Source organism: Mycobacteroides immunogenum (assembly GCF_001605725.1).
Taxonomy (GTDB): Bacteria; Actinomycetota; Actinomycetes; order Mycobacteriales; family Mycobacteriaceae; genus Mycobacterium; species Mycobacterium immunogenum.
This window is the reverse complement of sequence record NZ_CP011530.1, coordinates 2,560,241-2,585,861: the sequence shown is the minus strand read 5'-3', so window position 1 is coordinate 2,585,861 and position 25,621 is coordinate 2,560,241. Positions and strand designations below refer to the sequence as shown.

At 63.5% G+C, this 25,621-nt stretch carries 25 protein-coding genes and 1 tRNA gene; 10 read left to right on the top strand and 16 right to left on the bottom strand.

The features are described 5' to 3' along the window. Window positions 1-812: 812 nt before the first annotated feature. Window positions 813-1,046 carry a zf-HC2 domain-containing protein gene (locus tag ABG82_RS12610; protein WP_023870429.1) on the bottom strand — a complete coding sequence of 78 codons (234 nt, stop codon included), beginning with the start codon at window positions 1,044-1,046 and terminating at the stop codon, window positions 813-815. Continuing rightward, window positions 1,043-1,684 carry an RNA polymerase sigma factor gene (locus tag ABG82_RS12605; RefSeq protein ID WP_031354461.1) on the bottom strand — a complete coding sequence of 214 codons (642 nt, stop codon included), beginning with the start codon at window positions 1,682-1,684 and terminating at the stop codon, window positions 1,043-1,045. Before ABG82_RS12605 ends, ABG82_RS12610 begins: the two co-directional genes overlap by 4 nt. A 559-nt stretch (window positions 1,685-2,243) precedes the next feature. Here ABG82_RS12605 and ABG82_RS12600 point away from each other — a divergent pair. Beyond that, window positions 2,244-2,777, top strand: coding sequence for an HD domain-containing protein (locus ABG82_RS12600; RefSeq protein ID WP_031354460.1), 534 nt, complete (start codon window positions 2,244-2,246; stop codon window positions 2,775-2,777). 20 nt (window positions 2,778-2,797) lie between these two features. On the opposite strand, the gene ABG82_RS12595 is transcribed toward ABG82_RS12600, so the two are convergent. Then, window positions 2,798-3,265: an NUDIX hydrolase gene (locus ABG82_RS12595; RefSeq protein ID WP_023870426.1), complete on the bottom strand. Its 468-nt coding sequence runs from the start codon at window positions 3,263-3,265 to the stop codon at window positions 2,798-2,800. A gap of 8 nt (window positions 3,266-3,273) precedes the next feature. Continuing rightward, window positions 3,274-4,074 (bottom strand): XRE family transcriptional regulator, encoded by an 801-nt coding sequence (locus tag ABG82_RS12590; protein WP_033720763.1) that lies wholly within the window; start codon window positions 4,072-4,074, stop codon window positions 3,274-3,276. 255 nt (window positions 4,075-4,329) lie between these two features. Here ABG82_RS12590 and ABG82_RS12585 point away from each other — a divergent pair, with 255 nt between their 5' ends. The 4 genes from ABG82_RS12585 to ABG82_RS28590 all read left to right on the top strand — a co-directional run bounded on the left by ABG82_RS12585 (window position 4,330) and on the right by ABG82_RS28590 (window position 7,878). Continuing rightward, window positions 4,330-4,674: a hypothetical protein gene (locus tag ABG82_RS12585; RefSeq protein ID WP_023870424.1), complete on the top strand. Its 345-nt coding sequence runs from the start codon at window positions 4,330-4,332 to the stop codon at window positions 4,672-4,674. 94 nt (window positions 4,675-4,768) lie between these two features. Then, window positions 4,769-6,223 (top strand): FtsK/SpoIIIE domain-containing protein, encoded by a 1,455-nt coding sequence (locus tag ABG82_RS12580; protein ID WP_033720764.1) that lies wholly within the window; start codon window positions 4,769-4,771, stop codon window positions 6,221-6,223. Window positions 6,224-6,290: 67 nt separating this feature from the next. After that, the gene (locus ABG82_RS12575) at window positions 6,291-7,721 is read left to right on the top strand and encodes a replication initiator (protein WP_225332406.1); all 1,431 of its coding nucleotides are present in this window, start codon (window positions 6,291-6,293) and stop codon (window positions 7,719-7,721) included. Further along, window positions 7,714-7,878, top strand: coding sequence for a hypothetical protein (locus ABG82_RS28590; RefSeq protein ID WP_023870421.1), 165 nt, complete (start codon window positions 7,714-7,716; stop codon window positions 7,876-7,878). The genes ABG82_RS12575 and ABG82_RS28590 overlap by 8 nt, the downstream gene beginning before the upstream one ends. Window positions 7,879-8,271: 393 nt before the next feature. Here ABG82_RS28590 and ABG82_RS12570 read toward each other — a convergent pair whose 3' ends face one another. Then, complete coding sequence (locus ABG82_RS12570) at window positions 8,272-8,634, bottom strand: hypothetical protein (protein WP_023870420.1); 363 nt, start codon at window positions 8,632-8,634, stop codon at window positions 8,272-8,274. A gap of 131 nt (window positions 8,635-8,765) precedes the next feature. Here ABG82_RS12570 and ABG82_RS12565 point away from each other — a divergent pair, with 131 nt between their 5' ends. The 4 genes from ABG82_RS12565 (at window position 8,766) to ABG82_RS12550 (ending at window position 12,466) form a co-directional block, all read left to right on the top strand. Further along, window positions 8,766-8,969 (top strand): three-helix bundle dimerization domain-containing protein, encoded by a 204-nt coding sequence (locus ABG82_RS12565; protein WP_078336429.1) that lies wholly within the window; start codon window positions 8,766-8,768, stop codon window positions 8,967-8,969. 145 nt (window positions 8,970-9,114) lie between these two features. Beyond that, complete coding sequence (locus ABG82_RS12560; RefSeq protein ID WP_033720768.1) at window positions 9,115-10,704, top strand: SIR2 family protein; 1,590 nt, start codon at window positions 9,115-9,117, stop codon at window positions 10,702-10,704. A 147-nt stretch (window positions 10,705-10,851) separates the two neighbouring features. Then, window positions 10,852-11,952: a helix-turn-helix domain-containing protein gene (locus tag ABG82_RS12555; protein WP_023870417.1), complete on the top strand. Its 1,101-nt coding sequence runs from the start codon at window positions 10,852-10,854 to the stop codon at window positions 11,950-11,952. 19 nt (window positions 11,953-11,971) lie between these two features. Beyond that, a complete protein-coding gene (locus ABG82_RS12550; protein WP_023870416.1) occupies window positions 11,972-12,466 on the top strand; it encodes a hypothetical protein in 495 nt (164 codons plus the stop codon). A 238-nt stretch (window positions 12,467-12,704) separates the two neighbouring features. Here ABG82_RS12550 and ABG82_RS12545 read toward each other — a convergent pair whose 3' ends face one another. The 4 genes from ABG82_RS12545 to ABG82_RS12530 form a co-directional block, all read right to left on the bottom strand. Then, window positions 12,705-14,108 carry a recombinase family protein gene (locus ABG82_RS12545; RefSeq protein ID WP_234708069.1) on the bottom strand — a complete coding sequence of 468 codons (1,404 nt, stop codon included), beginning with the start codon at window positions 14,106-14,108 and terminating at the stop codon, window positions 12,705-12,707. Beyond that, a complete protein-coding gene (locus ABG82_RS12540) occupies window positions 14,008-15,402 on the bottom strand; it encodes a mechanosensitive ion channel family protein (protein ID WP_052511077.1) in 1,395 nt (464 codons plus the stop codon). The genes ABG82_RS12545 and ABG82_RS12540 overlap by 101 nt, the downstream gene beginning before the upstream one ends. Next, window positions 15,402-17,519, bottom strand: coding sequence for an adenylate/guanylate cyclase domain-containing protein (locus ABG82_RS12535; protein WP_080890273.1), 2,118 nt, complete (start codon window positions 17,517-17,519; stop codon window positions 15,402-15,404). Before ABG82_RS12535 ends, ABG82_RS12540 begins: the two co-directional genes overlap by 1 nt. 227 nt (window positions 17,520-17,746) lie before the next feature. Next, window positions 17,747-17,820: transfer RNA gene (locus ABG82_RS12530), tRNA-Pro, on the bottom strand. 162 nt (window positions 17,821-17,982) lie between these two features. Here ABG82_RS12530 and ABG82_RS12525 point away from each other — a divergent pair. Beyond that, window positions 17,983-19,347: an HNH endonuclease signature motif containing protein gene (locus tag ABG82_RS12525; RefSeq protein WP_043079307.1), complete on the top strand. Its 1,365-nt coding sequence runs from the start codon at window positions 17,983-17,985 to the stop codon at window positions 19,345-19,347. Between the two features lie 74 nt (window positions 19,348-19,421). Here ABG82_RS12525 and ABG82_RS12520 read toward each other — a convergent pair whose 3' ends face one another. From ABG82_RS12520 to ABG82_RS12490, 7 genes are all read right to left on the bottom strand, one after another. After that, window positions 19,422-19,988, bottom strand: coding sequence for a LysM peptidoglycan-binding domain-containing protein (locus ABG82_RS12520; RefSeq protein ID WP_043079265.1), 567 nt, complete (start codon window positions 19,986-19,988; stop codon window positions 19,422-19,424). A 200-nt stretch (window positions 19,989-20,188) separates the two neighbouring features. Then, the gene (gene der, locus ABG82_RS12515) at window positions 20,189-21,589 is read right to left on the bottom strand and encodes a ribosome biogenesis GTPase Der (RefSeq protein WP_043079266.1); all 1,401 of its coding nucleotides are present in this window, start codon (window positions 21,587-21,589) and stop codon (window positions 20,189-20,191) included. Continuing rightward, entirely contained in the window at window positions 21,586-22,257 is a 672-nt protein-coding gene (gene cmk, locus ABG82_RS12510) for a (d)CMP kinase (protein ID WP_078343997.1), read from the bottom strand. The genes der and cmk overlap by 4 nt, the downstream gene beginning before the upstream one ends. Before the next feature lie 8 nt (window positions 22,258-22,265). Next, a complete protein-coding gene (locus ABG82_RS12505; protein ID WP_043079268.1) occupies window positions 22,266-23,006 on the bottom strand; it encodes a pseudouridine synthase in 741 nt (246 codons plus the stop codon). 4 nt (window positions 23,007-23,010) lie between these two features. After that, the gene (gene scpB, locus ABG82_RS12500; protein WP_043079269.1) at window positions 23,011-23,772 is read right to left on the bottom strand and encodes an SMC-Scp complex subunit ScpB; all 762 of its coding nucleotides are present in this window, start codon (window positions 23,770-23,772) and stop codon (window positions 23,011-23,013) included. Further along, window positions 23,769-24,641 carry a segregation and condensation protein A gene (locus ABG82_RS12495; RefSeq protein ID WP_043079270.1) on the bottom strand — a complete coding sequence of 291 codons (873 nt, stop codon included), beginning with the start codon at window positions 24,639-24,641 and terminating at the stop codon, window positions 23,769-23,771. The genes scpB and ABG82_RS12495 overlap by 4 nt, the downstream gene beginning before the upstream one ends. Beyond that, window positions 24,638-25,519, bottom strand: a complete 882-nt coding sequence (locus ABG82_RS12490) for a ParA family protein (protein ID WP_043079271.1) — start codon at window positions 25,517-25,519, stop codon at window positions 24,638-24,640. Before ABG82_RS12490 ends, ABG82_RS12495 begins: the two co-directional genes overlap by 4 nt. Window positions 25,520-25,621: the final 102 nt, after the last annotated feature.

The following is a 25,621-nucleotide window of genomic DNA, read 5'->3' as shown; positions in this document are numbered from 1 at the left end:
AGCCCGAAGCGCGGATCATGGGCCGCGAACGCTTCATCGCATGAGCCCATTGCGTCCCGTTGGCGTCGTGCGGATTAATGTCCGGTACAGAAGTGGTGACAGGATAGTTTGCGCGAATGCGCATCCGACCGGGCACCGTGGTGCGCCGGAACCGCCCACAGGTAGCCCGAACCCCGCGGCGATGAGCTCGAAACGACTGCGTTGCTGTGCCGCAAAGTACGCCGATACTTTTCTCACGAACGCGATATCGCGTTCCTTCTCGGCGATCCCCGTACGGAACCGGGTGCCAACTCGGCACGCTCGATCGCGGTCAGCCACCATCCGGTGGAACCCTGTGCGCATCGGTGGCAGCGCCGTCCCGGAGCCTTTCGGCCGCCACCCATTTACGTAACAGGTGCTCGTGAACATTGAGCTCCCGGCCGATCTCGGCGACCGGCTGGGCCACCATCAATCGCCCGCCGAGCGGCCTGAGCCTTGAACTCCGCCGTGAACGACCGACGAGTCCTGGACATACCCACATCCTCCCAGCGGAACCCCGTGCCCCGCTATCTCGGGTGTCCACTGAAACCGGGGAGGCTCACCATACACCAATGCCGCTGACCAAGAGCGTAAGCATGCAAATAGTTGCGCACGAATAGGTTTGGTCAAGTTACTCGGGACGAAGCCCGCTGCGACCTTCGCAAGCCGATGCCCGAGTCAAATAGCGCCTACCAACAACTGTGGCGCCATCCCCGCACGATCGCGCGTGCTTGCCAGGCGCCGGGACTGCTTCATTTGGCCCGCAGGTGGCACTCTGTGGTTGTAAAAGGGCGTCACCGCCAATCCTTGAAAGCCTCAAGTAGTTGCGCGCGGAATTCCGGTGCCAACTCGCTTTCACGGATCCGGCCGACCGTGCTGATAGTGACCCGAAACTGCTGCAGGTAGTTATCGCATCCGTCGCATTCGAGCAGGTGCTCGTCGAAGCGCGCCCGCGTTTCGAGGTCGAGTGAGCCGTCCAGATAGGCAGTGACAATTTCGACGAGCTCGTTGCAATCGAGTGGGTTCACGACGCATCTTTCAGGTAATTTTCGAGAGCCTCTCGAATGACCGCACGGCCACGATGAAGCAATACCCGCTGGTTCGCAGCGCTGATCTCGAGTAGTGCACAGACCTCATCGGAATCGAGACCGAGCATGTCGCGCATCGTCACGACAATGCGCTGACGCTCAGGCAAGGTATCGAGATTGCGCTTGGCGACGTCGGTGAGTTCTCTGCTGAGAGCCGAGCCCTCAGGGGTGTCCGGGAAAGGAGTCGGTGTCTCCTCCGCCTTCCAGTGCCCGGGTAGCTCGTCGCCAGCAGCACGGAACCGCTCGGGGTCAACTGTGCCGCCGGTGAACGCTTTGATCTGAGTGTCGACGTGCCTGCGTTCCTTGAGCCCTCTAGTCTTGGCGATATTGACAAGAACCGTAAAAAGCCAAGTACGTAGGGACGACCGTCCCTCGAATCTGTCCAAGCCCTTGAGGAGCGCGATCCACGTCTCCTGCACGACGTCCTCGGCATGCTGCTCACTCGGCACGTAGCCACGTGCCACCCGCAGCATCGCCGGAGTGTGACGATCGACCAACCGAGCAAAAGCTCGATGGTCGCCGGCGCGAAGTGCAGCGACCAAAGCGCCCTCGTCTTCCGAAACCGTGGCTGCGGTCATGGTCACTCAGCGACTGTACCTACCGGTATAGCGATGGCGCTACCGACGGCTCAGCCATACCCGTCATACCTCTATTGACCGGGATTCCCAATCGGGTGCGAGCCGAATTGCCTACATTTCGGCAGGCCTGCGCTCTCGAACGATTTGGTGAAATACATGTACAGTTCGGCCGGACGATGCGCCGCGTGGTCTCGTCCTTGATAGCAGTAAGGAAAGTTATCACACCGCAGGTCAAGGCGGTCAGGCGGGCATCGGTCGCGCCTGCTGCGCGCGGCGTCTCGATGCGGCGGGGGCGAGGACAGTGAGGCTGGTCGTGCTGCCAGGGTGTGGTGGGCATTGAGATGCGGGCACTGGATGTCTGCGCGGGCTGGTGTTGGCGGCGGACGGAGGGCGAAGCGTAGGGAGCGGCGCGGACGGGAGCGCCAGCGGACGGGAGCAGAGCGAGCGTAGCGAAGCCCGCAGGTAGCCGCCGGATTTCTACGGGCTTCGGAGACGAATGCTGCAACGGCCATCAGCTATGGGCCTGCACAGTGGCGGTGGGACTCGTAGGCTGGCGGTTGTGAGCGGGGTTCTGACGCAGCGTGCACGGCGAGAGGCGGAGGCACGGCTGGCTGGGTTGCCGCGGTTGGCGCATGTGCGGGGTGTCGCGGCGGCTGCCGAGCGGTTGAGTCGACGTTTCGATGCGGACACAGCGGACTGCTTGGTGGCGGCGGCGTGGCTGCACGATATCGGCTACGCACCGTCGGTGCGCCAAACCGAGTTTCATCCTCTCGACGGCGCGAAGTTTGCCCGGTGGGCGGGTTTTGGGGAATTGGTCGCGTCGTTGGTGGCGTTTCACACCGGTGCGCTCGCGGAGGCTGCTGAGCGAGGCGTGTCGGGTTTATCGGCGTTCGGCGATCCACCCAGCGATGTTCTGGATGCGTTGACCTTTTGCGATCTCACGACCGGACCTGACGGGTTACCGATACCTCCGCAGGATCGCCTGAGCGACGTGTTAGCGCGCTACGGGCCCGAGGATCCGGTGCACCGGGCGGTCGACGCAGGTCGCGACGAGTTGCTGGCGACAGTAGGACGGGTACGCGCCTGGAAGTAGCCGCCCTTACTGCTCGCGGATCAGCCGAGGTAGGGAGCGTCGCGGTGTTGCAGGTAGTGGTCGATGCGCAGCCGCATCGATGGGTGCATGTCCAGGCCGGTCATGTCGTCGGGATGGGTCCAGGCGATTTCGGTGCTTTCATCGTCGATCGCCAGGGTTCCGCCGAGCACCTTGGTGGTGAAGGACAGCGAGAACTGTTGGCGGACTTCACCATCGGAGAACGCGACCACGTGCTGCGGGTTGGTGTAGACACCGACCAGTCCGGTGACTTCGACGTCAAGCCCGGTTTCTTCTTTGACCTCGCGTACCGCGGTATCGGCGATGGTTTCGCCGATGTCGTGTCCACCGCCGGGTAGCGCCCACAGGGTGTTGTCGCGGCGTTTGATGAGCAGGATGCGTCCCTGTTCGTCAGTGACGATGGCCGAAGCCGAGGGGACGACACTGTTGGGCTGCGGGGCGTTGGGGTCGTTGTAGTAGTCGGTGCGCATCGATGGGTTCAGCCTTTCGCGGTCAGGGGTGTGGCGTTGTCCCATACCTGGGTGAAGGCCTGTTCGAGGGTGGCCCAGAGGCGGGGTTCGTGGTGGCGCGATAGCACGAGGACGGGGTTGTTGCGTCCGGGTGAGCCGTAGATGTGGAAGTTGACGATCATCGCATCGTCGACGCGGAAGATCGACGTGTAGAGCGTGGTGTCGTGGGTGCGGATGTTCAGTCCTGGGGTGCCGGCGTGGGGGGTGAGCAGTTCGACGGAGGTGCGGCATCGGGCGATGACGGCTTCACCGATCCCCTCGTCTTGACCGCGCAGGATCGTGGTGGCGGTGTCGGGGTTACCAACGAGAAATCGCACTGCAACGCCGCGGGCGGCGGCGCCGAGGAGGGTGTCGAGGAATCCGTCGAGGGTGTCGAAGAGGAACGTGGCGGCCAGGACGAGGATGTCGATGCTGGTGGTGGCGTCGGCGAAATGCTGCTGCCATGCGGTGATCGGTAGCTGGGTGCGGCTGGCATACAGCGTCGCGGTGAACGGCCCACCCGATGACGTTGTCGCCAGTGGGTGCGCAGTGGAGGGCGGGTATTGGTTGGGCCACAGGTCGTACGGGGTGCAGTCGAGCACATCGGCGGCCCGGTGGGCGTTGTGTTCTCGGACCTTGTAGTCACTGTCGGCCAGCCAGCGTCGCACTGTCTTGATATCCACACCCACGGCAGTGGCGAACCGTGCGTGGGATAGGCCCTTGGCCCGTAGCCGCTGTGCGAGGCGCTCGTTGGGGATCGTCACGGCCTCAGCATCGTCGTGATCGTCCATCGTGTCAGCGCACATCTTCCCGTGTCGATTCTGTCCATCCTCTACGCGTGGTTCCTAGTTTGCCATGGGTCCGTCGCCACTCCGTGACGGTAATGCCCGTGCGACGTCCGCTGGTGTGTCTCGGTCGTGTCTGAAACGTCCGAGGCCGTGTCGGCAATGCCTGTAAATGTCCCTCGCTACGTCCCCGGTGTCCACGTGAACTGTGCCCAGCATTCGAAACGGGTGCAAGCAGATCATGAAAGGACCAGTAGGACAATGCGTTTGAGAATCGATACGTCAGGAACCCGGTTCATCGTCACCCGTGCGGCTGAGCCAAGGCTGAACTTCGAGACCGGCAGCCCGAAAGTCGACACCGCCACCGGGGTGCCGCTGTTTGCCACCCAGGTGCTGGCGTTGGATGACACCGGCGGTGAAGTCCTCAACGTCACCGTCGCAGGTGACCCGAAAGTGACAGTCACGCAACCAGTCTCAGTGTCGGGGTTGGTGGCCATCCCATGGGCACAAGGCGATCGCAGTGGTGTGGCGTTCCGAGCCGACGCGATCAGCCCCACCACCCCGAACGGTGCTGGGTCGAGTGAGCAGGCCCGTCCGCAGAAATAACCGCTGAGCGGGTTGGGGCGCGCGTTGAGCAGATCGTCGCGCCCCACCCCCGGGGAACTCCTGCCGACCATTTCGCTCACGAAGGGCACCTGACATGGCATTAAACAATAGGAACACCAACAACACTGAGCAGAATAATGATGATGACTGGTTCGGGGATCTGGTCATGTCTCTGTTCACCGCGGCCGGATATCTGCTGTGGTGGGCGGCGCTGTTCCCGGCCATCAGCCTCCCCATCATCGCCAGCCTCGCACTCGGCATCACCCATGGCCCGCGTGCGGGCCTAGTCTGCGCGCTCGCACCGAGCGTCGCGTATGCAGGCTGGGCGTGGCTCGATCGAGGCTCGTTTCGCGGCTGGGTGACCGAACCGGTACGCCGACGGTGGCTGACCTGGTCGCGCTACACCCGCAGCTGGGAATCGACATGCACCCTGCACGGCCTGGCCGCCCGCCTCGGCGAACGCACCCTCACACCCACACTGCGCTACGTGCGCATCGGCAGAACCACCGATGTGTTGGCGGTGCGGATCGTCACCGGCCAATCGACGGCCGACTGGCACAAGCAATCCGATGCGTTGGCCGCCGCGTGGCGCGCCGACCGGATCACCATCCGCGCGACCGCCCCCGGCGAACTGAAGATCACGTTGATGCGCGGGGATGTGCTCGCCGAACCCATTGGTCTGCCGATACCCACCGCGGTGACCCCGGTGGATCTGGGGGCCGTGCCGGTGGGGATCACCGAAACCCGCCACAGCTGGCAGCTACCGCTGCTCGGCCATCATGTGCTGATCGCGGGAGCCACCGGCGCCGGGAAAGGCTCGGTGTTGTGGTCGCTGATTGCCGGGATCGCCCCAGCGGTGAAAACCGGGCTGGTGCGGTTGTGTGTCATCGATCCCAAAGGCGGCATGGAACTGGGCGCCGGGGCACCGATGTTCACGGTGTTCACCCACGACGCCACCGACACCACCCTGGAACTCCTCCGCCAACTCGTGACGGTGATGCACGCACGGGCCAACCGGCTGCGTGGCCACACCCGGCTACACACCCCGACATCGGCTGAGCCGTTGTTTGTAGTGGTGATCGATGAGATCGCCGCGTTGACTGCGTATGTGACCGACCGCAAGGTCCGCACCGAAATTGAACAACTCCTCGGCCTGCTGCTCTCCCAAGGCCGCGCAGTGGGGATCAGTGTGGTGGCCGCGGTGCAAGACCCGGCCAAAGACACCCTGCCGGTGCGGCAGCTGTTCACCGTGCGGATCGGGTTGCGGCTGACCGAAGCCACCCAAACCACCATGGTCCTCGGGCAAGGAGCCCGTGACGCCGGGGCGGAATGCGACCGGATCCCCGACACCGCCCCGGGTGTCGGGTACATGCTGATCGACGGCACCGCTCAGCCGCAGCGGGTGCGGGCCTTCCACGTCACCGACCACGACATCACCACCCTCGCGCGCCGCTTCCGCCGCCCCACCAGCCGAGCAAGCAGCACCCGCCGGCCACGCGCCACCGATGCCGGCCACACTTCGGGTGAGGGCAACAGTGAACAGCGTTGATTACCTGGGCCAGCTCGCCCTGCCCGGGGTGCCGGACACGGTCGACACGGCGAAGGTGGTCGAGCAGATGGTGCGCCGAGCATCTTCGATGGGGTTCGAATCATGGTGGCGGCGAGCCGAATCAGTTGGATTCTGCGCCCACCCCATCCAACTCGTCGGTGCCGATGAATACAGGCGGGATCGGGTGGTGTGGACGCGGTGCAATAATCGCCGCGCCCACATCTGCCCCTCCTGCTCGGACCTCTACGCTCGCGACACCTGGCAACTCGTCCATGCCGGCGCCGCGGGCGGGCATCACGGCATGCCCATCACGGTGGCCGACCGGCCGCAAGTGTTCCTCACCCTTACCGCCCCCAGCTACGGGGCCGTTCATGCGGCCACACGCGGTGGCGACGGCAAGCGCGGCGTGTGTCGGGATCATCACCGCATCGGTGGCTATCGCCGCTGCCCTCATGGAAAACCGTTGTGGTGCAGCACCGTCCATGATCATGGCGAAGGCCGTGTCGGTCAGCCGCTCTGTAGCGAGTGCTACGACTACGTCGGGCATGTGCTGTTCACCTGGCACCTACCTGAACTGTGGCGCCGCTTCACCATCACCCTGCGACGCGCCCTACACAAAGAACTGAAAGCCACAGGTGTGGATCCGGACGGGGTGCGGGTCAGCTTCATCAAAATCATTGAACTGCAAGTCCGCGCCATCCCGCACATCCACGCCCTGATCCGCCTCGATCCGCACGAGAACGGTGACGACCCGGATCAGACCGATTGGGAATCACCCACCAGTGCAACCAAACTTGCCGCCATCATCGAGCACGCGGCCCGCACCGTGACGCTCGCCCTGACCGATCCCACCACCGACAGCGCCGTGCGGAGGATCAGGTTCGGTACGCAGATCGACACCCAACCCCTCACCGCATCCTCGGCTCCCGAGAAAACGGGTTCGGCTGAGCAGAATTCAGGTATCGCCGGGTCACTGTCAGGGAGGCGGGTGGCGCGCTATCTCGCCAAGTACGTCACCAAGTCCCTGGCCGACCTCGGAATCAGCGCACGACGCCTCTCCACCGAAGCGATCGGCGACCTGGACGTGTCCGAGCATGTGCGTGCCATCCTGACCACCATCAGCGCGCTCGCCGACAAAGGACTCAGCGGGATCAGACGGTGGCTGCACACTCTCGGGTTCCGCGGTCACATCACCTCCAAGTCCCGCCGCTACTCCACCACCATGACCGCCCTACGGCAACGGCGCGCCACCTGGACCCGCAAACAACAATCGAAGAGCACTGCACAACACCCTGATCAGAGACCGTATAGGGGTTCCAGCGGCGCTGTTGACGATGACGATCTGGTCGCGTGGGAATTCGACCGCGCGGGGCACGCGAGCCTCGGCGAACGCACACTGATCATCAGCGCCTCACTACGCCGCATCCAGCAGCGTCATACCGCGCGCGAGGCAAGACAGCCCCGCCGTGGCGCTCCTGTCGAGGTGCTCGATGGTTAGCCCACAACCCCACACCGCCAAGAATGTCCGAGACGAAAGATCGTACAGCCGTGAAGAGTTCACCGAATGGCTCACGGAATCGTGCGAACGCCAACAGGTATCGGTTGCCGTCACCAACCCCACCGTGCTGGCTGACATCGCGATGTTGCTGCGGTAAACCACGAGTAGTCGATCCCGCCGAGCATGACGAAGCGCCTATATGGCACTGTTCTTCTCCTGGATGCAAGAACTCCAAGCTGAGTTGTGACGGGTGATGTCAACGCCAGCGCCGCGTGCGGGCGAACCACGGTTCGAGCCTTGACATCACCCGTCACGACCCGCACCGTCGCCTGCGACCAGAGAAGACGAGGGGACGGTTGTTGTTGTCGTCGATGTAGTGCTTTATCGATGGTCTCGGTCCGGCGGCGACATCAGGAGTCGTCGGGGAGAGTGGAAACCGACGTCGATCTGTGACGCTGGGCGTCAGCTGTTCTCGCCGCGAATCTGAGGGCGGTATATCCCTGGGAGACGACCTGCCGGCCGCACTATTGAGGGCAGTAAGTGCTGCGGTTCAGCCTGCGATGACTCGGCGCACGTCGCTGCTCGTCGAGCTGTTTGGTGCCCGATTCCGGGCATTGTCACTGCGAGCGGCTTCGGTGATCGGCACCTCACCTTCCGTCCCGTCCGCCGCCGTAGTCGGCGCGTAGACGTCGACTTCGGGGAAGCGGTGGCGTAGCCGCGTGATGAGGAACTGGGCCCGGTCGATGTCGCGGCGAAGCTCGGCGGTGACCGAGCGCATCTCTTGTGCCCGTGCCGGGTGGTGCCCGCAGGCCCCTTCACGCTCGGCGACCGCCAGCCTCCGTGTCATGTCGCGAAGCTGCTCGTTGATGGCGGTGATCAGCAGCGCGGCCTGAGCGACATTCGGATCGGTCATGAGGATTATCGTGTCACTTCTGCGGTGACCTGGTGTGCCAGCGGACTACCTTCGCCGGCCGTCTGAGGTTCATAGTTCTGTTGGTTGACGGCGATCGGACTGGACATGGATCCTGGTGGCCGATGATCGAGATTGCCGAGCAGACGGTGTTGGCCGAGGTTGAGCGCAGACTGATCCAGGAGTTTCCCGGGGTCACGTTGGCGGATGTTGATGCTGCGGTCCGTAAGGCTCACGCTCGGTTTGATGCGAGTCCGATTCGAGATTTCGTTCCGCTGTTCGTCGAGAAGCACGCGCGCAGCCATCTTGCACAGCATCACATGGCAACCAGCGCCTAATTCCGCTTGGGTCGAGTCGCCCCCTGCCGTCAAGACCGGGGGCGGAGCCATGCGGACTCTGATCGCTTACACCTATTTAGCCCAGTTAACAGCAACGGCCGCGATACTCTGCCGGTTGACGTTGCCGTCAATCGGAAGGTGATCAGTGGCAGGGTTCGATGACAAGTTCCGCAGCGACCTTGCTGCGCATCTCGCGCGCTTCGCCGCTGCGCCGATCCTGTTCGCTGGGTCGGGGGTTTCGCGGCGATATCTCAACATGCCGGACTGGCAGTCACTGCTGGAAATGCTGGCAGGCATGACCGACCGTGAGTTCAGTTACTACAGGTCGACCGCCAGCGAAGACCTGCCGAAGATTGCCGAGCTACTCGTGGAGCCGCTCAAGGACAGGCTGTGGACTGCCAAGGAGAAGCCGCTGCGGAATAAGCACTCCGACAAGCTGATTCGACCCGACAGCGCGCTCAAGATCTATGTCGCCGAGGTTCTGAAGGACATAGGTTTAAAGAGTTCGATTCCCAGAGCGCTGAGGTCAGAGGTCGATGCACTGCGTAACGCCAAGGTCGACGCGATCATCACGACGAACTACGACCCGTTCCTTGAGACGGTCTTCCCCGACTATCGTGTGTTCGTCGGGCAGGATGAGCTTGTCTTCTCCGATCCGACTGGAATCGCCGAGATTTACAAGATCCACGGCAGTCTGGACGACCCGAACAGTTTAGTCATCACAGAGTCCGACTACGCAGTGTTTCGCGACCGCAACGCCTACCTCGCGGCGAAGCTCCTGACGTTCTTCGCCGAGCATCCGGTGATCTTCATCGGCTACAGCATGACCGACAGCAACGTCCAGTCGATCCTTGGAAGTCTTGCCAGTTGTCTCACCGACGAGCACATGTCGCGGTTGCAGGATCGGTTGCTGTTCGTGAACTGGCAGGAAGGTAGCCAGCATTCGATGGTGCCGACGGTTATTGGTGCCAATGCCCACAACGTGCCCGTTCGCGCGATCACCGTGCCCGACTTCCAGGCGATCTTCGATGTCCTAGCCGCTCTCGATCAGAAGATTCCGAGGCGGACCCTGCGCCAGATCAAGGAGAAACTGTACAAGCTCGTACTCGACAGTGAGGCTCAGGACAGGCTCCTGCACGTGACCGACCTCGACGCAGTTGTTGACGACGATGCAGAGTTCGTCGTCGGAGTGGGAGTTATTGCCGCGGTTCAGAAGCGTGGATACAAGATGGTCGCCCGCCAGGATCTCTGCCACGACGTGCTGCACGAGACAGCGGAATTCGATTCTGACTTCGTGGTGAAGATGACGCTGCCCGAGATGATGAGTCGTGCCGGCAATTTCCCGATGTACAAGTATCTGAGGGCGGCGGGGTATCTCGACACCAGCGGGCACATCAAGGACGACCAGGACATCTCACCAAAGTTGCTGAAACGCATTCAGGACACCAGCAACCTGCGGCCCAGCACCAGCATTATGCGCAAGGCGAAAACTCTTGCGCAGACACATAAGTCGCTCAAGGGGATGATCCAGTACTGCACGACCGATGAGGTGCTGGCACACTTCGGGGCGTTCGCGCACACCGCAATAGAGCCTCGGGTGCTCAAGAACTTCCTAATCGAATGTGAGAATGAATACACCGACGAGGACGGCAAAATGACCTCACAGTTCACGAAGGCGGTGTGCATCTACGACCTACTCAAGTACGGTCCCAAGGCGGACTGGACCGCTGCGTGAGTCCGATCTCGCCGGCTCCGGAGACCGTGACCATCTCCCATGGTTCTGCGGCAGTGGTGTCGTTGGGCTGGGAACTACAGCCGCGTAATTCCGCAGGTAGAGGGCCCGGTATCGACACTCCGACCTTCATGTGTGAAAATCGCACACATGGACCACGTAACGCTTGGACACCGTGTTGCCCGAGCGCGAGAAGACGCGGGCATCCCTCAGAGCAAACTCGCTGAGCTGGTCGACATGGAGCGCACGGCGCTGGTTCGTGCCGAGAAGGGCGAACGCAAACTCGCCATGACCGAGATGGTCGCCATCGCAGAGGCGCTGAGGCGTCCGCTCGCCTTCTTCGTCAACGAGCCGCTGCCAGCAGTGGTCAGCCGCCGGTCAGACAGCGCCCGACCCGATGAGACCTCGCGGGCCCTCGACGACGAGATCGAGTTGTTCGCCAGCGATACGCGGACGCTGCTCGACATGGGCCTGCTTCATCCCGTCAAGCGGGACCAGGAGGCACGTACCCCGCACACTCACCAGGATGCCGAGCAATTGGCGAGGCACGTCCGAGACCAGCTCGATATCGGCAATGAGCCCGTACACCACCTCGCGCACGTGTGCGAACGATTGGGGCTGTACACCTATGCGGCGTCGCTGGGCGAGAACGGACCTGACGGTGGGTGCGTTGAGGTCAGCCACGGCGTGGCGGTTGCCGTTGTCAACGGGCACGTTCGCTCTGGTCGACGGCGTATGACCCTCGCGCATGAACTCGGGCACTGGCTGTGTGGCGACGCCTATGACGGGTCACCAGGTGATGATCACGAGAAGATGATCATGTCATTCGCCATCCACTTCCTCGCTCCTCGTGCAGGAGTGGTAAAGGTCTGGAACGAACACAGCGAATGGAGCACCCGTGACCGTGCACTCGCTGTCGGAGCACAGTTTCGGCTGAGCTGGAAGGCGGCGGTCGGTCAGTTAAAGAACCTGGACCTCATTTCATATGAGGTGTTTCAGTCTCTACTGGACCATGAACCCCGCCACGGGGATTACGTTCGGCTGGAACTATCCTGGGACGACGAACCGAAATGCCCTTATCTTTCACCAGGGTTCGCCGCCGCATGTGTAGAGGGCTACACATCCGGTCGATTGACCGCCGCCAGGACAATCGAACTGCTTCGCGCAACGATGACCCGCGACGATCTTCCAGAGCGGGAAACGGAATCTCTCGCCAGCCTACGAACGCTGTTCGCGGTCGGTGGGGACTGACCCCGCCGCGCAATGGGTGATGGACACCAGCACATTCACCCATTTCTGCCGCGCCGGTCACAGCGGTGTCCTTGAGCGCTTGGCTCCTCAGGGCATCGTGCTGGTGCCGCGCGAGGTCGAAGTGGAGATCGACAAGGCAAGAAACCTCCATCCTGGTGTGCCTTCTGTGGATTCGGCAGCGTGGGCAGAGCGGATATTCATGAATGACGACGAACAATGGACAGCACTGCACGTCAAAGTGGTGCTTGGGGGCGGCACTGGTGAGCACATGGGCGAGTGCGCCGTCATCGCCTGTGCCAAACATCGTGGACTGGTTGCAGTTCTCGATGAACGCGCGGCAGTGGAACAAGCGAAACTGCGCCACATACCGTTCATCGATACGATGCGGCTGGTCGCGCAAGCTCACACCGAGATCTTCGACCGAGACCAAAACCAGACTATCGCTCTGATCGATGCCCTACTCGCCACAGATATGCGCCTGCCCGTGAGATCCGGCGCTGAGCTGTTCAGGTGACCCGGTTTCACACTGCCGGTCAGGTGTCACTCATGGCTGATCATGGCGCACCGGTCGCCAGGACTGATCTGCACAGTGCGCCCTCTGTGATCCGATGCTAAGTCGGCAGCGCCTGTCGCCGTTGACCAGGACGCCTGGCATGAACGACGAAATAGCAAGTCGGACACCAGCCGGATTGTCACACGGGTCCAATCTGGAACAGTTTGCGACAGTCGTGCCTGCGCGACAGAAGCGCGATCTACACACGCCAAACTGGCTGGACGCGGTTGATGTCGAGGCCGCGGGAGCCGGGGGTGCCGGGTGCGATGACGGCGTGGTCGAGTACTGATTTGATGATGGCTTGTTGGCGGTCGATGTCGAGGCCGTCCCATTGGCCGCGTAGCGCGTTGCCGGTGCCCACGAGGTCCACTATTGAGCTGGTGTCGGTGGCTTTTGCGATGTCGCGGCGGGTTTGGGTGATGCGGTTGGTGATGGGGTCGCGGGCAGCGATCCATTCCCGTGCGGTCACCGCGCCCTCGGCATAGAGTGCGGCGAGCTCGTCGAGGCGGGCCTGGTCGGCTTCTAGCTGCGCAGCGAGCGCGGCGACATCAGCGTCGACTCTGGCTTTCCCGTTCAGGGCGTCGGCGAGCTGCGGGGAGTCCAGTCGGGTCAGTACCGCGTCAGTCAACAGTTCTTCGACTGGTTGCGCGACCACGGTGAGTCGGCCGCAGCCGCCGTGGTCGGGGCCTTTGAGGCAGACGTAGCGGCGGACTCGGTTGGTTGGATTGTTGTGGCGGGCTTGGGAAAACAAGCGGTTCCCGCAGCGTCCGCAGCGCAGCATCCCAGACAGTAGGTAGGTGCGTGGGGCGCGGGTCTTGGTCACTGAGCGGGCAGTCATCCGGGCGAGGATGCGGTCCCGCTCGGCGGGGGTGATGATCGCCGGCCACGCCGCGGGACCGATCACCTCCCCGTGATGCTCGCGCAACCCGGCAATCCGTCCTGAGGCCAGGATGTGGCGGACGGTGGTGGTCTGCCACGACGTGGACGCGGGCGGGGCGATCCCGGTGTCGTTGAGCCAAATCGTCAACGATCGGATCGATGCCCCGGCCAGGTAGCGGTCCACCATCTCCCGAACGACTTTCGCTTCGTCGGGGCGGAGGGTGATTTTGTCGGGTTCGTAGCCGAACGGCCGCGCTGGGCCGTGCGGCAATCCTTGTTCGGCGTTCTGCAGCATTTTGCGGCGGATACGCGCGGATTTGCGGCCGGATTCTTTGGCGGCGAACGCGGCGAAAATCCGGGCCATGAACAACCCGTCATCGTTGCCGAGATCGATGTCGGCGGTCACGGTGGCGACATCGCGCACGCCCGCCACTTCACACAGGGTGACGAAGTCTTCCAACTCGACCGGGCGACGATGCAGACGGTCGAGGTTGTAGACGATCACCGCATCACGCGCACCGGATTTCAGGTCATCCAACATCCGGGCGTACTCGCGACGCGGCTTGCCCGAGTAGGCCGATACATCGTTGTCGACGTACTCATCGCCGACCTGCCAGCCCCGATCAGCGGCGAGCTTGCGGCAGTCCTCCAACTGACGTGCCACTCCCAGCCCGGTGCCCTCCACATCGGCGGAGATCCGGGCGTAGATCGCCGCCGACCGCACCCCGACGCGTTGACCGGGAGTTCTCGGTTTCGCCATGAGGGTAGTTTAGCGACATTTGAGCTTGGCGCGTCAGCGTGCTCTGCCCCAGAAATGACCCTTCATCGAGCGTACCGACCGATATCTCCGAACCTTCCGCCGTACCCGCCGTCAGCAGCACCCGGCCCGAGACGATGAACAACATGTGACTCGGTACCTCGCCAGAGCCCTGGATCTTTTCATCGGCGCCATACCGCTGAAGCGTCGAGTGCGCGGTCAACGTCTGCTGATCCTCCGGCCCCAGCCGCAATGTCGGTGCGACCACCGTCTGTATCGCGTCGGCGAGCCGCTCGGGTGTTGAGAACGGCTCTGCCGCCCGGTCGAGATGCAGCCCGTCCCGGCGAGCCGCGTACCAGATCCAGCGAAGGAAGGTCGCCTTCAGTTGGCCATCATCGTCGAATGATCGCAGCGGGATCATGGTGCGGTATTCCCCGCCGCCCAACGGGATCGCCGAAGGCTCTGCGTCCTCCCGCAGCCGGGGCAAGTCGGCCGCAACGCGCAGCAGCATGGCACAGACCTGATCCGGTGGATCTTCGACGGAGAAGACGCTGACGATCGCGATGTTGTGCCTGCCCGCCGGCCTGCTCACGTTTGTGAACGAAGCGGTTGCCAGCACGGAGTTCGGCGTGATCTGCAGACCACTGTCGGTCTGCAGATGTACGGCACGCCAATTGACTTCGACCACATGGCCGTGCGCGGTGGGCGTGTCCAGCCAGTCCCCTATCCGAAACGGCTGTTCGAAGAGCATCAACAGCCCAGAGACAATCTGGCCGACGGACTGTTGTAGCGCGAGCCCCATCACGATGGATGTCACGCCGAGCGCCGTGAACAGTCCACGCACATTGGCGCCCCAGATGTAGGAGAAGATCATGCCTAGGCCGACGATGATCACCACGAACCGTGCCACGTCGACGAAAATGACCGGAACCCGTTTACGCCACGTTCCTTCGGGGGCGCCGTGGAACAGGGTGGCGCCCACGCCGGAGAGCACCAGCACCAACACCACAAACGCGAAGAGGGTGCCCACCAGGCGGACCCAAGTTTCCTCTGGCGGTATCTGTTTCGCCTCGATCAGGAGCAACAGGAGCGCACCGAGCGGTAGCAGATAATTGCGCAGCACAGTGACCGGCCGCACCAGGACGCTGTGCTTGCGGCGCAGCGCCTGCTGCCACTCCGTCAGCATTATCAATCCCAACGGCAACCCGACCGCGATACCGATCGACCAGAAGAACCAGGGCGAGGTGAGTATGTCGGTCATCACAGGTGCTCCGTGAGCCGCCAGATCGGTTGTTCTTCCCCGTCAACCGTGACCACTCCGGCCGAGGTGAACTCGAACGTTTCCCGCAGGGCTTCGTGCACTCGCGACGTGACGTAGATGCCCTGCTGCGGCGAGCCGCTCTTCACTTGATAGGCCAGATTGACCGCAGCTCCCCACATTTCGTAGACCATCGTGGGACGCCCAACCAACCCGCTGCTCACCGTGCCGGTATCGACCCCTGCCCGCAAGCCCAGTTCATGCCCGGTCTCACTGTTGAATCGCCCGATGATTCCCTGGCAGGCCAGAGCGAAGTCGATGATCCTGCGCACGTTGTCCAGCCGCGGAGTGTTGAGGCCGCAGCTGCCGAGATAGCCGTTGTGCGCTGTCCGCACCCGCTCGATTCCAAGATCGTCGGATACCGCATCCAGTTGGCGCACAAGATCATTGAAGAGTGCGAGGGAATCTTCGGAAGCCAGCTCGGCCTGAAGACGATCCAAACCGACGATATCGGCGAATATGACCGACACGTCATGACGTTCGGTGGCGATAAGCTCTTCGCCTTGCCGATACCGCACGGCGAAGGGTTCGGGCATCAGTGCCCGCAGCAGTCGGTCGTTTTCCTGGCGTTGTTCGGTGAGCAGATCTTCCTTGATGGTCAGACTTCTGCTCATTTCATTGAATGCCTTAGTCAGATCGGCGATTTCATCGCGTGTTTCGATCGGGACCGCGACCGTGTAGTCGCCGGCGCTGATTCTCCGCGCCCCTTCCTCCAACCGCCTGATCGGCCGCACGAAGAGCTGGGCGAAAAACGCCGCGGCCAGGCAGACCACGAAGATGATGCCGGTGGTCGATACCACGATGGTTTTGGTAAAGGACACCTCACCTTCGAATGCCTCGGCGGTATCGACCGTGGCGATCACCGACCAGTGCACATCGGAATCCGGCAGTACCAGTGGCGCGTAGGCCTGTAACGTCTGCTGCCCCAGGTAATTGGTCGCAATGACGGTTCCGGATTGCCCGCGCTGTGCCGCCTGGGTGGCATCGGAAGCGACCGGCTGCACCAGTGTCGTGCCACCGAGTCGGATTGCCCGATCGGCTACCTCTGACGGGGTTCCCGCCGCGACGACGTCCCGCTTGTAGCTCTGCGGGTCTTCCAGGAACAGACGCGAATCCGACCGCATCAACCCGTCCGGGCCCGCCAGGTAAGACTCGCCGGTCTTACCCATGCCTGCCGCCTGCCAACGTTTGTCGAAGGTCATCAGACTGTTGATCTTCGAGACCGGGAACTGCAGGGCGAGCACACCGGCCGCCCTTCCGTTGGGAATGATCGGCGCCACGATCCACGCGGTGGGCTCGTTCTCGGCGGGCTGATAGATCTCGAAGTCGGTGAACAGCACAAAGTTCGAGTCGTTGGACGTCAGCGCCCGCTGGTACGCGTCATGCAGTTTCGATCCGTTGTATGGGCCGGTGAGAATGTTGGTCCCCAGGTCGACATCTTTGAACGCCGTGTAGACGATGTTTCCGCGGGTGTCGAGCAGCAGCGCATCCTGAAACTCGAAGCGGGTAGCGATCTCACGGAAGTACTCCTGATACCGGGCGTTCGCCGCCGACCAGGCGCTGCCATCATGTGGATCGTTGATGGTGATGGCCACGTCGTCAGACTTACGTGCGGCGGTGTACACCGCCTGTAGATAACGTTGCGCGTTCGTGGTGGGCAGTACAGCGGCGGCGTCGAGTTTGATCCCGCTGTTCTGCTCGGTCTGCTTGAGAAAGTTGTTGTTGTAGTAGTTGACGATCGATTGCCACTGGGCGGGGTCGATGGTGGCATTGGACAGTTGATCAAAGCCATTGGTGAACGCGGCAAGCGCGTCGGTGACGGTAGTACCGCGAGAATAGACGGCCAGCGAATTCTTCAGGTCCGAAAGCTGCCCTGAGAGCGCTCGCGATTGCCCCTCCCGTACCTCGGTAAGCCGGGTGAATGCCGCGGTACGCAGTCCAGTGCGGCCGACCTGGAAGGCGATGATGCCGACCACGGCGGCTCCCACAATGGTGCAGACCACCATCATCGCGATCAGCTTGGACTGGATGCTGACCCTGGACAACGGACGGTAGCGCAACAGCCTGAACCTTCTGCCTCCACTGGCGTCCGAGGAAGTCCCCTCCGCCTCACGCGTAACCCGCACCCTCGGCGTCCCTTCGACGGCCCAGCTAGACGACGGCTCAGTCTGGCAGAAAGGAGTGCTCCCGGGAACGACTCTGATCAAGATCACCGAGAACACGTGATATGACCGCGGGCCCGGCGAACGGAAAACAAAAAACCACCCGGTATCGGGTGGTTTTGTTGTCGGGCTGACAGGATTTGAACCTGCGACCACTTGACCCCCAGTCAAGTGCGCTACCAAGCTGCGCCACAGCCCGCCGCTGCGATGAGCAGCAGACGGAAGCCTACCGTAGGTCTGGCCATTTTCTGAATTCGGTTCCCCCTTGACGGCCACGGATTCCCGAAATCACTTGTGTCACACGTGAATCATTCAAAACATTTGACACCTACTTGTCGGAGTGGCGCGCTATCATTCGAACATGCGTTCGATAGTGGATGTCGATGCGGCAGAGGTCCTCGCCGGGCTCTGCGCTGCGGTCGACGCCCTCGCGGAGCTCGATACCTACGCACTTACCCACCATGAGCGGCTGGCGATTCTGCGCGATCTGGAGACGCTCACGCGTCGCATCCCGGCAGCCACCCACGGGATCGTCAATGAGCTTGTCGCCGGACATGTTCCGGGACAGTTCGGCGGCGCCTGCCTGGGCGATGTCCTAGCCGATACCTTGCGCATCAGCCGGACCGACGCGCGCCGACGCATCCGGGATGCCGCAGAGCTGGCGCCGACCACCGCATTGAGCGGCGAACCTGTCGAACCGGTGCTGGTGGCCACGGCCGCCGCGCAGCGTGCGGGCACCGCCGGAGCCGACCATATCGCGGTCATTCGCCAATTCTGGGACCGCATCCCCGGCGCCATCGACATTCAGACCCGGATGGCCGCCGAGAGACAGCTCGCCTGGCTCACCGAGACGTTGCGGCCGGACGAGCTCCGCAAGGCCGCGGATCGGCTGCTGGCCCACCTTGATCCCGACGGCAGTCTCACCAGTGAAACCGATCGGGCTCGACGGCGCGGATTCCGGCTCGGCCGTCAGGGCGCCGACCTCATGACACCCGGCACATTCGATCTCGATCCGGAGTTGCGCGCCTACCTGGACGCGATCTTCGCCAAGCTCGCGGCGCCCGGTGCGTGCCATCCCGACGATGAAAAACCCTGCGTGGGTGGTGATCCCGATCTCGAGATGGCGCAGCATGACACTCGTTCGACTGCGCAACGCCAGCACGACGCACTCAAGGCCGCCTGCCGATCGGTGCTGTCTTCCGGAGAACTGGGGCATCACCGTGGGCTGCCGGTAGCCGCCGTTGTCACCACGACTCTACGAGAATTAGAGACCGGTGCGGGTCACGCGGTGGCAGGTGGGGGCTCGCTCGTGCCGATGCCGGACCTGATTCGGATGGCCAGCCATGCCCACCACTACCTGGCGATCTTCGATGATGACGGCCGCGCCCTCTATCTTGGTCGCGCGAAGCGGATCGCCACCGCAGATCAGCGAATTGTGTTGACGGCCAACGAGCGTGGGTGCACATATCCCGGCTGCGATAGACCGGCATATCACTGCCAGGTACATCACATGAATGAGTGGGCGATCGGCGGCAACACCGATGTCGATAACCTCACCCTGGGCTGCGAGCGGCATCACAAGCTACTCGGGACCGGCGATCAGCACTGGCGGGCCATCCGCGGCCCGGACGGGCGCACCTGGTGGATCCCGCCCGCGCATGTCGACCCGACCCGCACCCCGCGGATCAATTGGTTTCACCACCCGGACGGTTACTTGCGGCAGTAAAACAACATCGGCCCCGCCGGGGATTAACCCGACGGGGCCGATGGGGCAATACTGCGTGCTCTAAGCCGGCGTGATTACTCCGGGATGGTCAGCACCTGGCCGGGGTTGATCAGATCCGGGTTGGCGATGCCGCTGGCATCGGCGATCTTCTGGTACTGGTTTCCGTCGCCGTAGAAGCGCTCAGCAATGGCCCAGAGGGTGTCGCCGGACTCGACGGTGTAGGTACGGGGCTCCGGCGCGGGAGCCGGCTCCTCGACGGCCGCGGGAGCGACCTCAACGGACTCGGCGGCCGGGGCAACCGGGGTGTCGGTCTGAGTGCCCGAGGACCACACGGAGTCAGCACCCGAGTACAGCACCAAGTTGCGGTCGTCCTGCAGAACCAGCTTCACGTCGGAACGACCCTCGGTGTTGCTGCTCCACAGCGCGCCGCCGCCGTTGTCGTACACGACGAAGTTGCCGTCGCCCTGCACCTCTGCGCGGCCAGCGGAGTGTCCGCTGGTGTCCGAGGCCCATACCGGGCTGCCGCCATCGGTCAGCACCAGGTTGCCGTCATCCTGCAGGGTCAGGGTGTACGCGCCGTTGTTCGAGGTGAGGCTCTGTCCCGAGTCCAGCTTCTGGCCCTGGGTGAGTGTGTCCGCCACTGTGTGCGCCTTTCAGTAGGTGGTTTTGATACCGCCGCAGGATGGTAGACGGTCACGCCAGCCTAGGTCGGCAAACGGAAAAAGTGGGCGATTCGGATCGGGTAGATCACAACGCGAGCGCGAATATTCGGTGAACGGAGCCTGAGAGAGCAATGTGCATGCGGTCTTTTAGCTTGTGCCCGTTGCCATCTCGCGGCGAGTTAGCGTTTGGCGCTTCGCTTTTCACGCACCCGGACATTTATCCGGATCGGAGTTCCATCGAAGCCGAAACTCTCGCGCAACCTGCGTTCGAGGAATCTGCGGTACCCCGCCTCCAGGAAACCAGTGGTGAACAACACGAAAGTGGGCGGCCGCGAAGTGGCCTGAGTGGCGAACAACACGCGCGGCTGCTTCCCTCCACGCACCGGAGGCGGCGTGGCGGCAACCACTTCCTTGACCCAGGTATTGAGCTGACCGGTGGAAATCCGCTTGTCCCAGGAATCCAGCGCAGACTCCAGCGCGGGTACGAGCTTCTGCACGGCTCGTCCGCTTTTAGCTGAAATATTCACGCGTTGTGCCCAATTGAGCTGGGCAAGCTGAAGGTCTACCTCACGTTCAAGGAGCTCGCGGCGGTCCTCATCCACCAGATCCCATTTGTTGAACGCCAGCACCAGCGCCCGTCCGGATTCAATCACCATCGACAGCACCCGCTGGTCCTGTTCGGTGATCGGCTGCGACGCGTCCAGCAAGACGATGGCGACCTCGGCTGCCTCGATGGCGCCGTGCGTGCGCAGTGATGCGTAGTACTCGTGCCCCGAAGCCTGGCCGACCTTGCGCCGCAGACCGGCCGTATCGACGAAACGCCAAGTCTTGCCACCGAGTTCGATCAAAGTATCCACGGGGTCGACGGTGGTGCCCGCGGTGTCATGAACCACCGCCCGTTGATCGCCCGACAACCTGTTCAGCAGAGAGCTCTTGCCCACGTTCGGTTTTCCAACGAGTGCCACCCGTCGTGGGCCGCCCTCCCCCGCTCCCCGCGAGGACACCTCGGGCAGATCGGCCACCACACGGTCCAGCAAGTCCGCCACCCCGCGCCCGTGCATGGCGCTGATCGGCATGGGCTCGCCCAATCCCAGCGACCACAGCACCGCGGCATCTGCCTCGGCACGATCGCTATCAACCTTGTTGGCCGCCAAGAAGACCGGTTTACCGGAGCGGCGCAATAGCTTGGCCGCTTCTTCGTCGGTTGATGTCGGGCCCACCGTGGCGTCTACCACCAGGATGATCAGGTCCGCGGTGGCCATCGCGTGCCGGGCCTGCTCGGCCACGAGCTGCTGCAGACCGGTCGCGTCGGCCTCCCAGCCACCGGTGTCCTGCACCGTGAAGCGCCGGTCAAGCCACTCGGCGGGATACGAGACACGGTCCCGGGTGACACCGGGGATGTCCTGCACCACGGCCTCGCGCCGACCGATGATCCGGTTCACCAATGTCGACTTGCCGACGTTGGGCCGACCCACCACCGCAACCACGGCGGGTGGGGCGCTGGGCTCGTCGGTGTCCTCGTCTGCGTCGAATTCGGTGAGCTCCCACTCACTTTCATCTTCCCACGTGCCATCGGTCATCGAGATGCCCCTGCCCTAGTACGCACCAGGTCCAGCAGGTGGGCCACGACCTGATCCTGTGTCATATCGCTGGTGTCAACTTCCACCGCGTCTTCGGCCGGGCGCAGCGGCGATACGGCCCGGGTGGAATCCAGGTGATCGCGGCGTTGCACATCGGCCAGCACCCGCTCGTATTCGTCAGCGCCACCGCCGGAGACGTTCTGCGCGTTACGCCGCTGTGCCCGCGCCTGTGCCGACGCGGTGAGGTAGATCTTTACATCCGCGTCCGGCAGCACCACGGTGCCGATATCGCGACCCTCTACCACCACCGCGCCGCTCGTCTCGGCAAGCTCGCGCTGCTGGCGTACTAAACGTTCGCGCACCGCCGGCACCGCCGACACCGCGGAGACCGCTCCGGTTACCTCGGCACCCCGGATTGGGACCGAAACATCTTCGCCCGCAAGCAGGGCCGTCTGCGCGTCGGGATCGGAGCTCACCGACATGGGCACCTGCTCGGACGCGGCCGCGATGGCCGCGGAATCGGTGAGATCGACGCCGGCACGTAGCACCCACAGCGTCACGATCCGGTACATCGCCCCGGTATCAAGGTACGAGGCCCCCAACTGGCGGGCCAACTCCTTTGCCACAGAGGATTTTCCGGTACCGGAGGGGCCGTCCACGGCCACCACGACGCGCGTCACAGGCCTACCGCCTTGTACAGCGAGCCGACCTCATCGCGGCCCAGGGCCCGCAGGCTGCCGGGGCGCTGGTTCCCCAGCGCCACCTCGCCGATCTTGGTGCGCACCAACTCCACCACCGGGTGTCCCGCGGCGTCCATCATCCGGCGCACGATGCGGTTGCGACCCTCGTGCAGCGTCAGTTGCACCATGCTCTGACCGTCTGTGGTGCCCAGGAACTTGAACTCATCCACCTTGGCCGGACCATCGGCGAGTTCGACGCCGTCACGCAATTGTCGGCCCAGGCCACGCGGGATGGTGCCGGCGACCGTGGCGATGTAGGTCTTGGGCACCTCGTACGACGGGTGCATGAGCCGGTGGGTCAGCTCGCCATCATTGGTCAACAGGATCAGCCCGACTGTGTCGGCGTCCAGGCGGCCGACGTTGCGTACGCCCTGGTTGCGGCGGACCCGCTCCTCGATCAGCTTTCCGATGCAGGGCCGGCCGCGATCATCCGACATGGTCGAGAGCATTCCGAACGGCTTGTTCAGAGCCAGATACACCAGGTCGGTGTTCATGATCACGCGTGCGCCATCGACCCGAACCACGTTGACCGCGGGGTCGATTCGCTTGCCTTGCTCGGTGACGATCTCGCCGTCGACCTCGACGCGGCCGTCGTAAATCATCCGCTCAGCCACCCGGCGTGACGCAATTCCTGCCTGCGACAACACCTTCTGGAGCCGAATACCTTCTTCGCTCATGGTTTCAGTCCTGATCAACGGTAAAGGCGGGTGCGGCACCAGATCCAGCACCGCCATCGGGCGTCCGGTTGAGCCGCGCGAACCGCGGCTCGTCACCGAGGTTTTCGGATAGGTCGTCGATCACATCGATGTCGGGAAGCAGCGGTGCGATATCGGGAAGGTCGGACAGCGACGTCAGCCCGAGCCGCTCGAGGAACAACTCGGTGGTGCGGAACATCACCGCACCGGATTCGTCGTCGGTACCGGCCTCGGCGATCAGGCCGCGCATCAGCAGGGTTCGCATCACGGCATCGACATTGACACCGCGCACGGCGCTGACCCGCGAGCGTGTCACCGGCTGCCGGTAGGCCACCACGGCGAGGGTCTCCAGCGCGGCCCGGGTCAGCTTGGAACGTGCCCCGTCCAGGAGCAGTTTCTCGACATACGGGGCGTACCGGGCACGCGTGTACATCCGCCAGCCGTCGACGGTCTCACGCAGATCGATGCCGCTGCTGCGGTCGGTCAGGATCTCCGAAATCCGCTGCAGCGCTTCGGCTACGCGATCCAGGGGCTGCGCGACGACGGCGGCCACGGCCGCGGCGGTGATCGGGGTGTCGACGACCAACAGCAGCGCCTCCAGGGTGCTGATGAGTTCGCTCTCGGTCATCGGGACGAATTCGTCGTCGCCCGTTTCGTCCTGCAGAGACTCCTCGGTGCCGGTCTCCGCTGGTGCTTCGGGCTCGGTGGACTCGTCCGTGCTTTCGACCGCGGTCGTCTGCTCGCTCATGTGTAGTCCACTGCCTTTTCTAGATCATCCTGCGCCGGGCGCTCACCGGTCCATGAAACTTGGAGCGGTCCAAGCGGTTCGGATTGCTCGAATAGTACCGCCTTGGAGCGGTACAGCTCGAGCACGCCCAGGAAGCGGGCCACGATCTCGATGGGCGCCGTGCATTCGGCCACCAGCTCGGTAAAGGTCATCCACTGCCCCGCGCCACGTTCGGCAAGCAGCTCCACCATTCGCTTGGCGTGCTCGGGTACCGAGACGCGGGGAATGTGCAGATGGCTGAGCCCCACCGTCGGCACCGGCCGTGGCGTGAACGCACCAGCGGCGAGCTGGGCGAACTGGTCCCCATCGAGCCCCAAGTGAACCGGCGGCAGCAGGTCGCTGAAGCGTTCTTCCAACGACACCGCGCGCGGGTACGAACGCAACGCGGCCGCCTCCAACTCCGCGAACATCTCCGCCACATGCTTGAACGCCCGGTACTGCAGCAGTCGGGCGAACAGCAGGTCGCGGATTTCCAGGAGGGCCAGATCATCGGCATCGTCCACCTGACCGGAGGGCAGCAACCGCGCCGCCTTCAGGTCCAGCAGGGTGGCCGCCACCACCAGGAAGGCCGTCACCTCGTCGAGGCTGTAGGTATCGCCCAGCGTCTTGGTGTACGCGATGAACTCGTCGGTCACCTGGTGCAGCGCCACTTCGGTGACATCCAGTCGATGCTGCGAAATCAGTTGCAGCAGTAGATCGAATGGCCCCTCGAAGTTCGTGAGCCGAATACGAAAGCCGTGCGCGTCGGCGGCCTCCGGCTCCGCGGCGGGCACGGCGGGTTCGGCCGCGGCCTCGACGGCTTCCGGCTCCTGGTCCACGCCGACCGTCACGATTCGAACCGGTCGATTACCTCGCGAGCCAAGGAAATGTAGGCCTGGGCACCCGAAGACTTGGGCGCCCACGTGGTGATCGGCTCCCCCGCCACACTGGTCTCCGGGAAGCGGACGGTGCGGGTGATGACGGTATGGAAGACCTGATCGCCGAATACCTCGATGACCCGGGCCATCACCTCACGCGCGTGCAGCGTCCGGGCATCGAACATGGTGATGACAATTCCCGACACGGCCAGCTTCGGGTTCAGCCGATCGCGCACCTTGGCCACGGTATCGGTGAGCAACGCCAGGCCGCGCAGCGAGAAGAATGCGCATTCCATCGGGATGACCACGCCCTCGGAGCAGGCCAGCGCGTTCACTGTCAGCAGCCCCAGCGACGGCTGGCAGTCGATGAGCACGTAGTCGTAGCGATCGAGCACCGGGTGCAGCGCACGGGCCAGCGAGTGTTCCCGGCCCACCTCGTTGACCAGCTGAATCTCGGCGGCGGAGAGGTCGATATTGCTGGGAATGAGGTCCAGACCGTCGACCCGGGTGCGCATGAGCACGTCGTCCACCGACACCCGCGGCTCCACCAGCAGGTTATGCACCGTGGTCTCCAGCTCGTGGTGCGCGATGCCCAGGCCCGCGGAGAGCGCCCCCTGCGGATCCAGGTCGACCAGCAGGACGCGTCGGCCATACCCGGCCAGCGCCGCACCCAGATTGATGGTCGACGTGGTCTTACCCACCCCACCCTTCTGGTTGCACATCGCGATGACCTTGGCCGGCCCATGGCTGGTCAGCGGCTTTGGCTCGGGAATGTCTTTGGGGGGACGACCGGTGAGATCAAGGTCGCCGTCTTCGGCGGGGAAGTCAGAGTCGAGACTGCCGTCCGTCACGTCACCTCCCGGTCATCTCTTCGACCCTCTTCGCGCGCGCGGCTCATCGAAGGCATTCGGGCAAGTCTAGTGGGGTTGCGGCCTTCGTTAGCGGCAACCCGC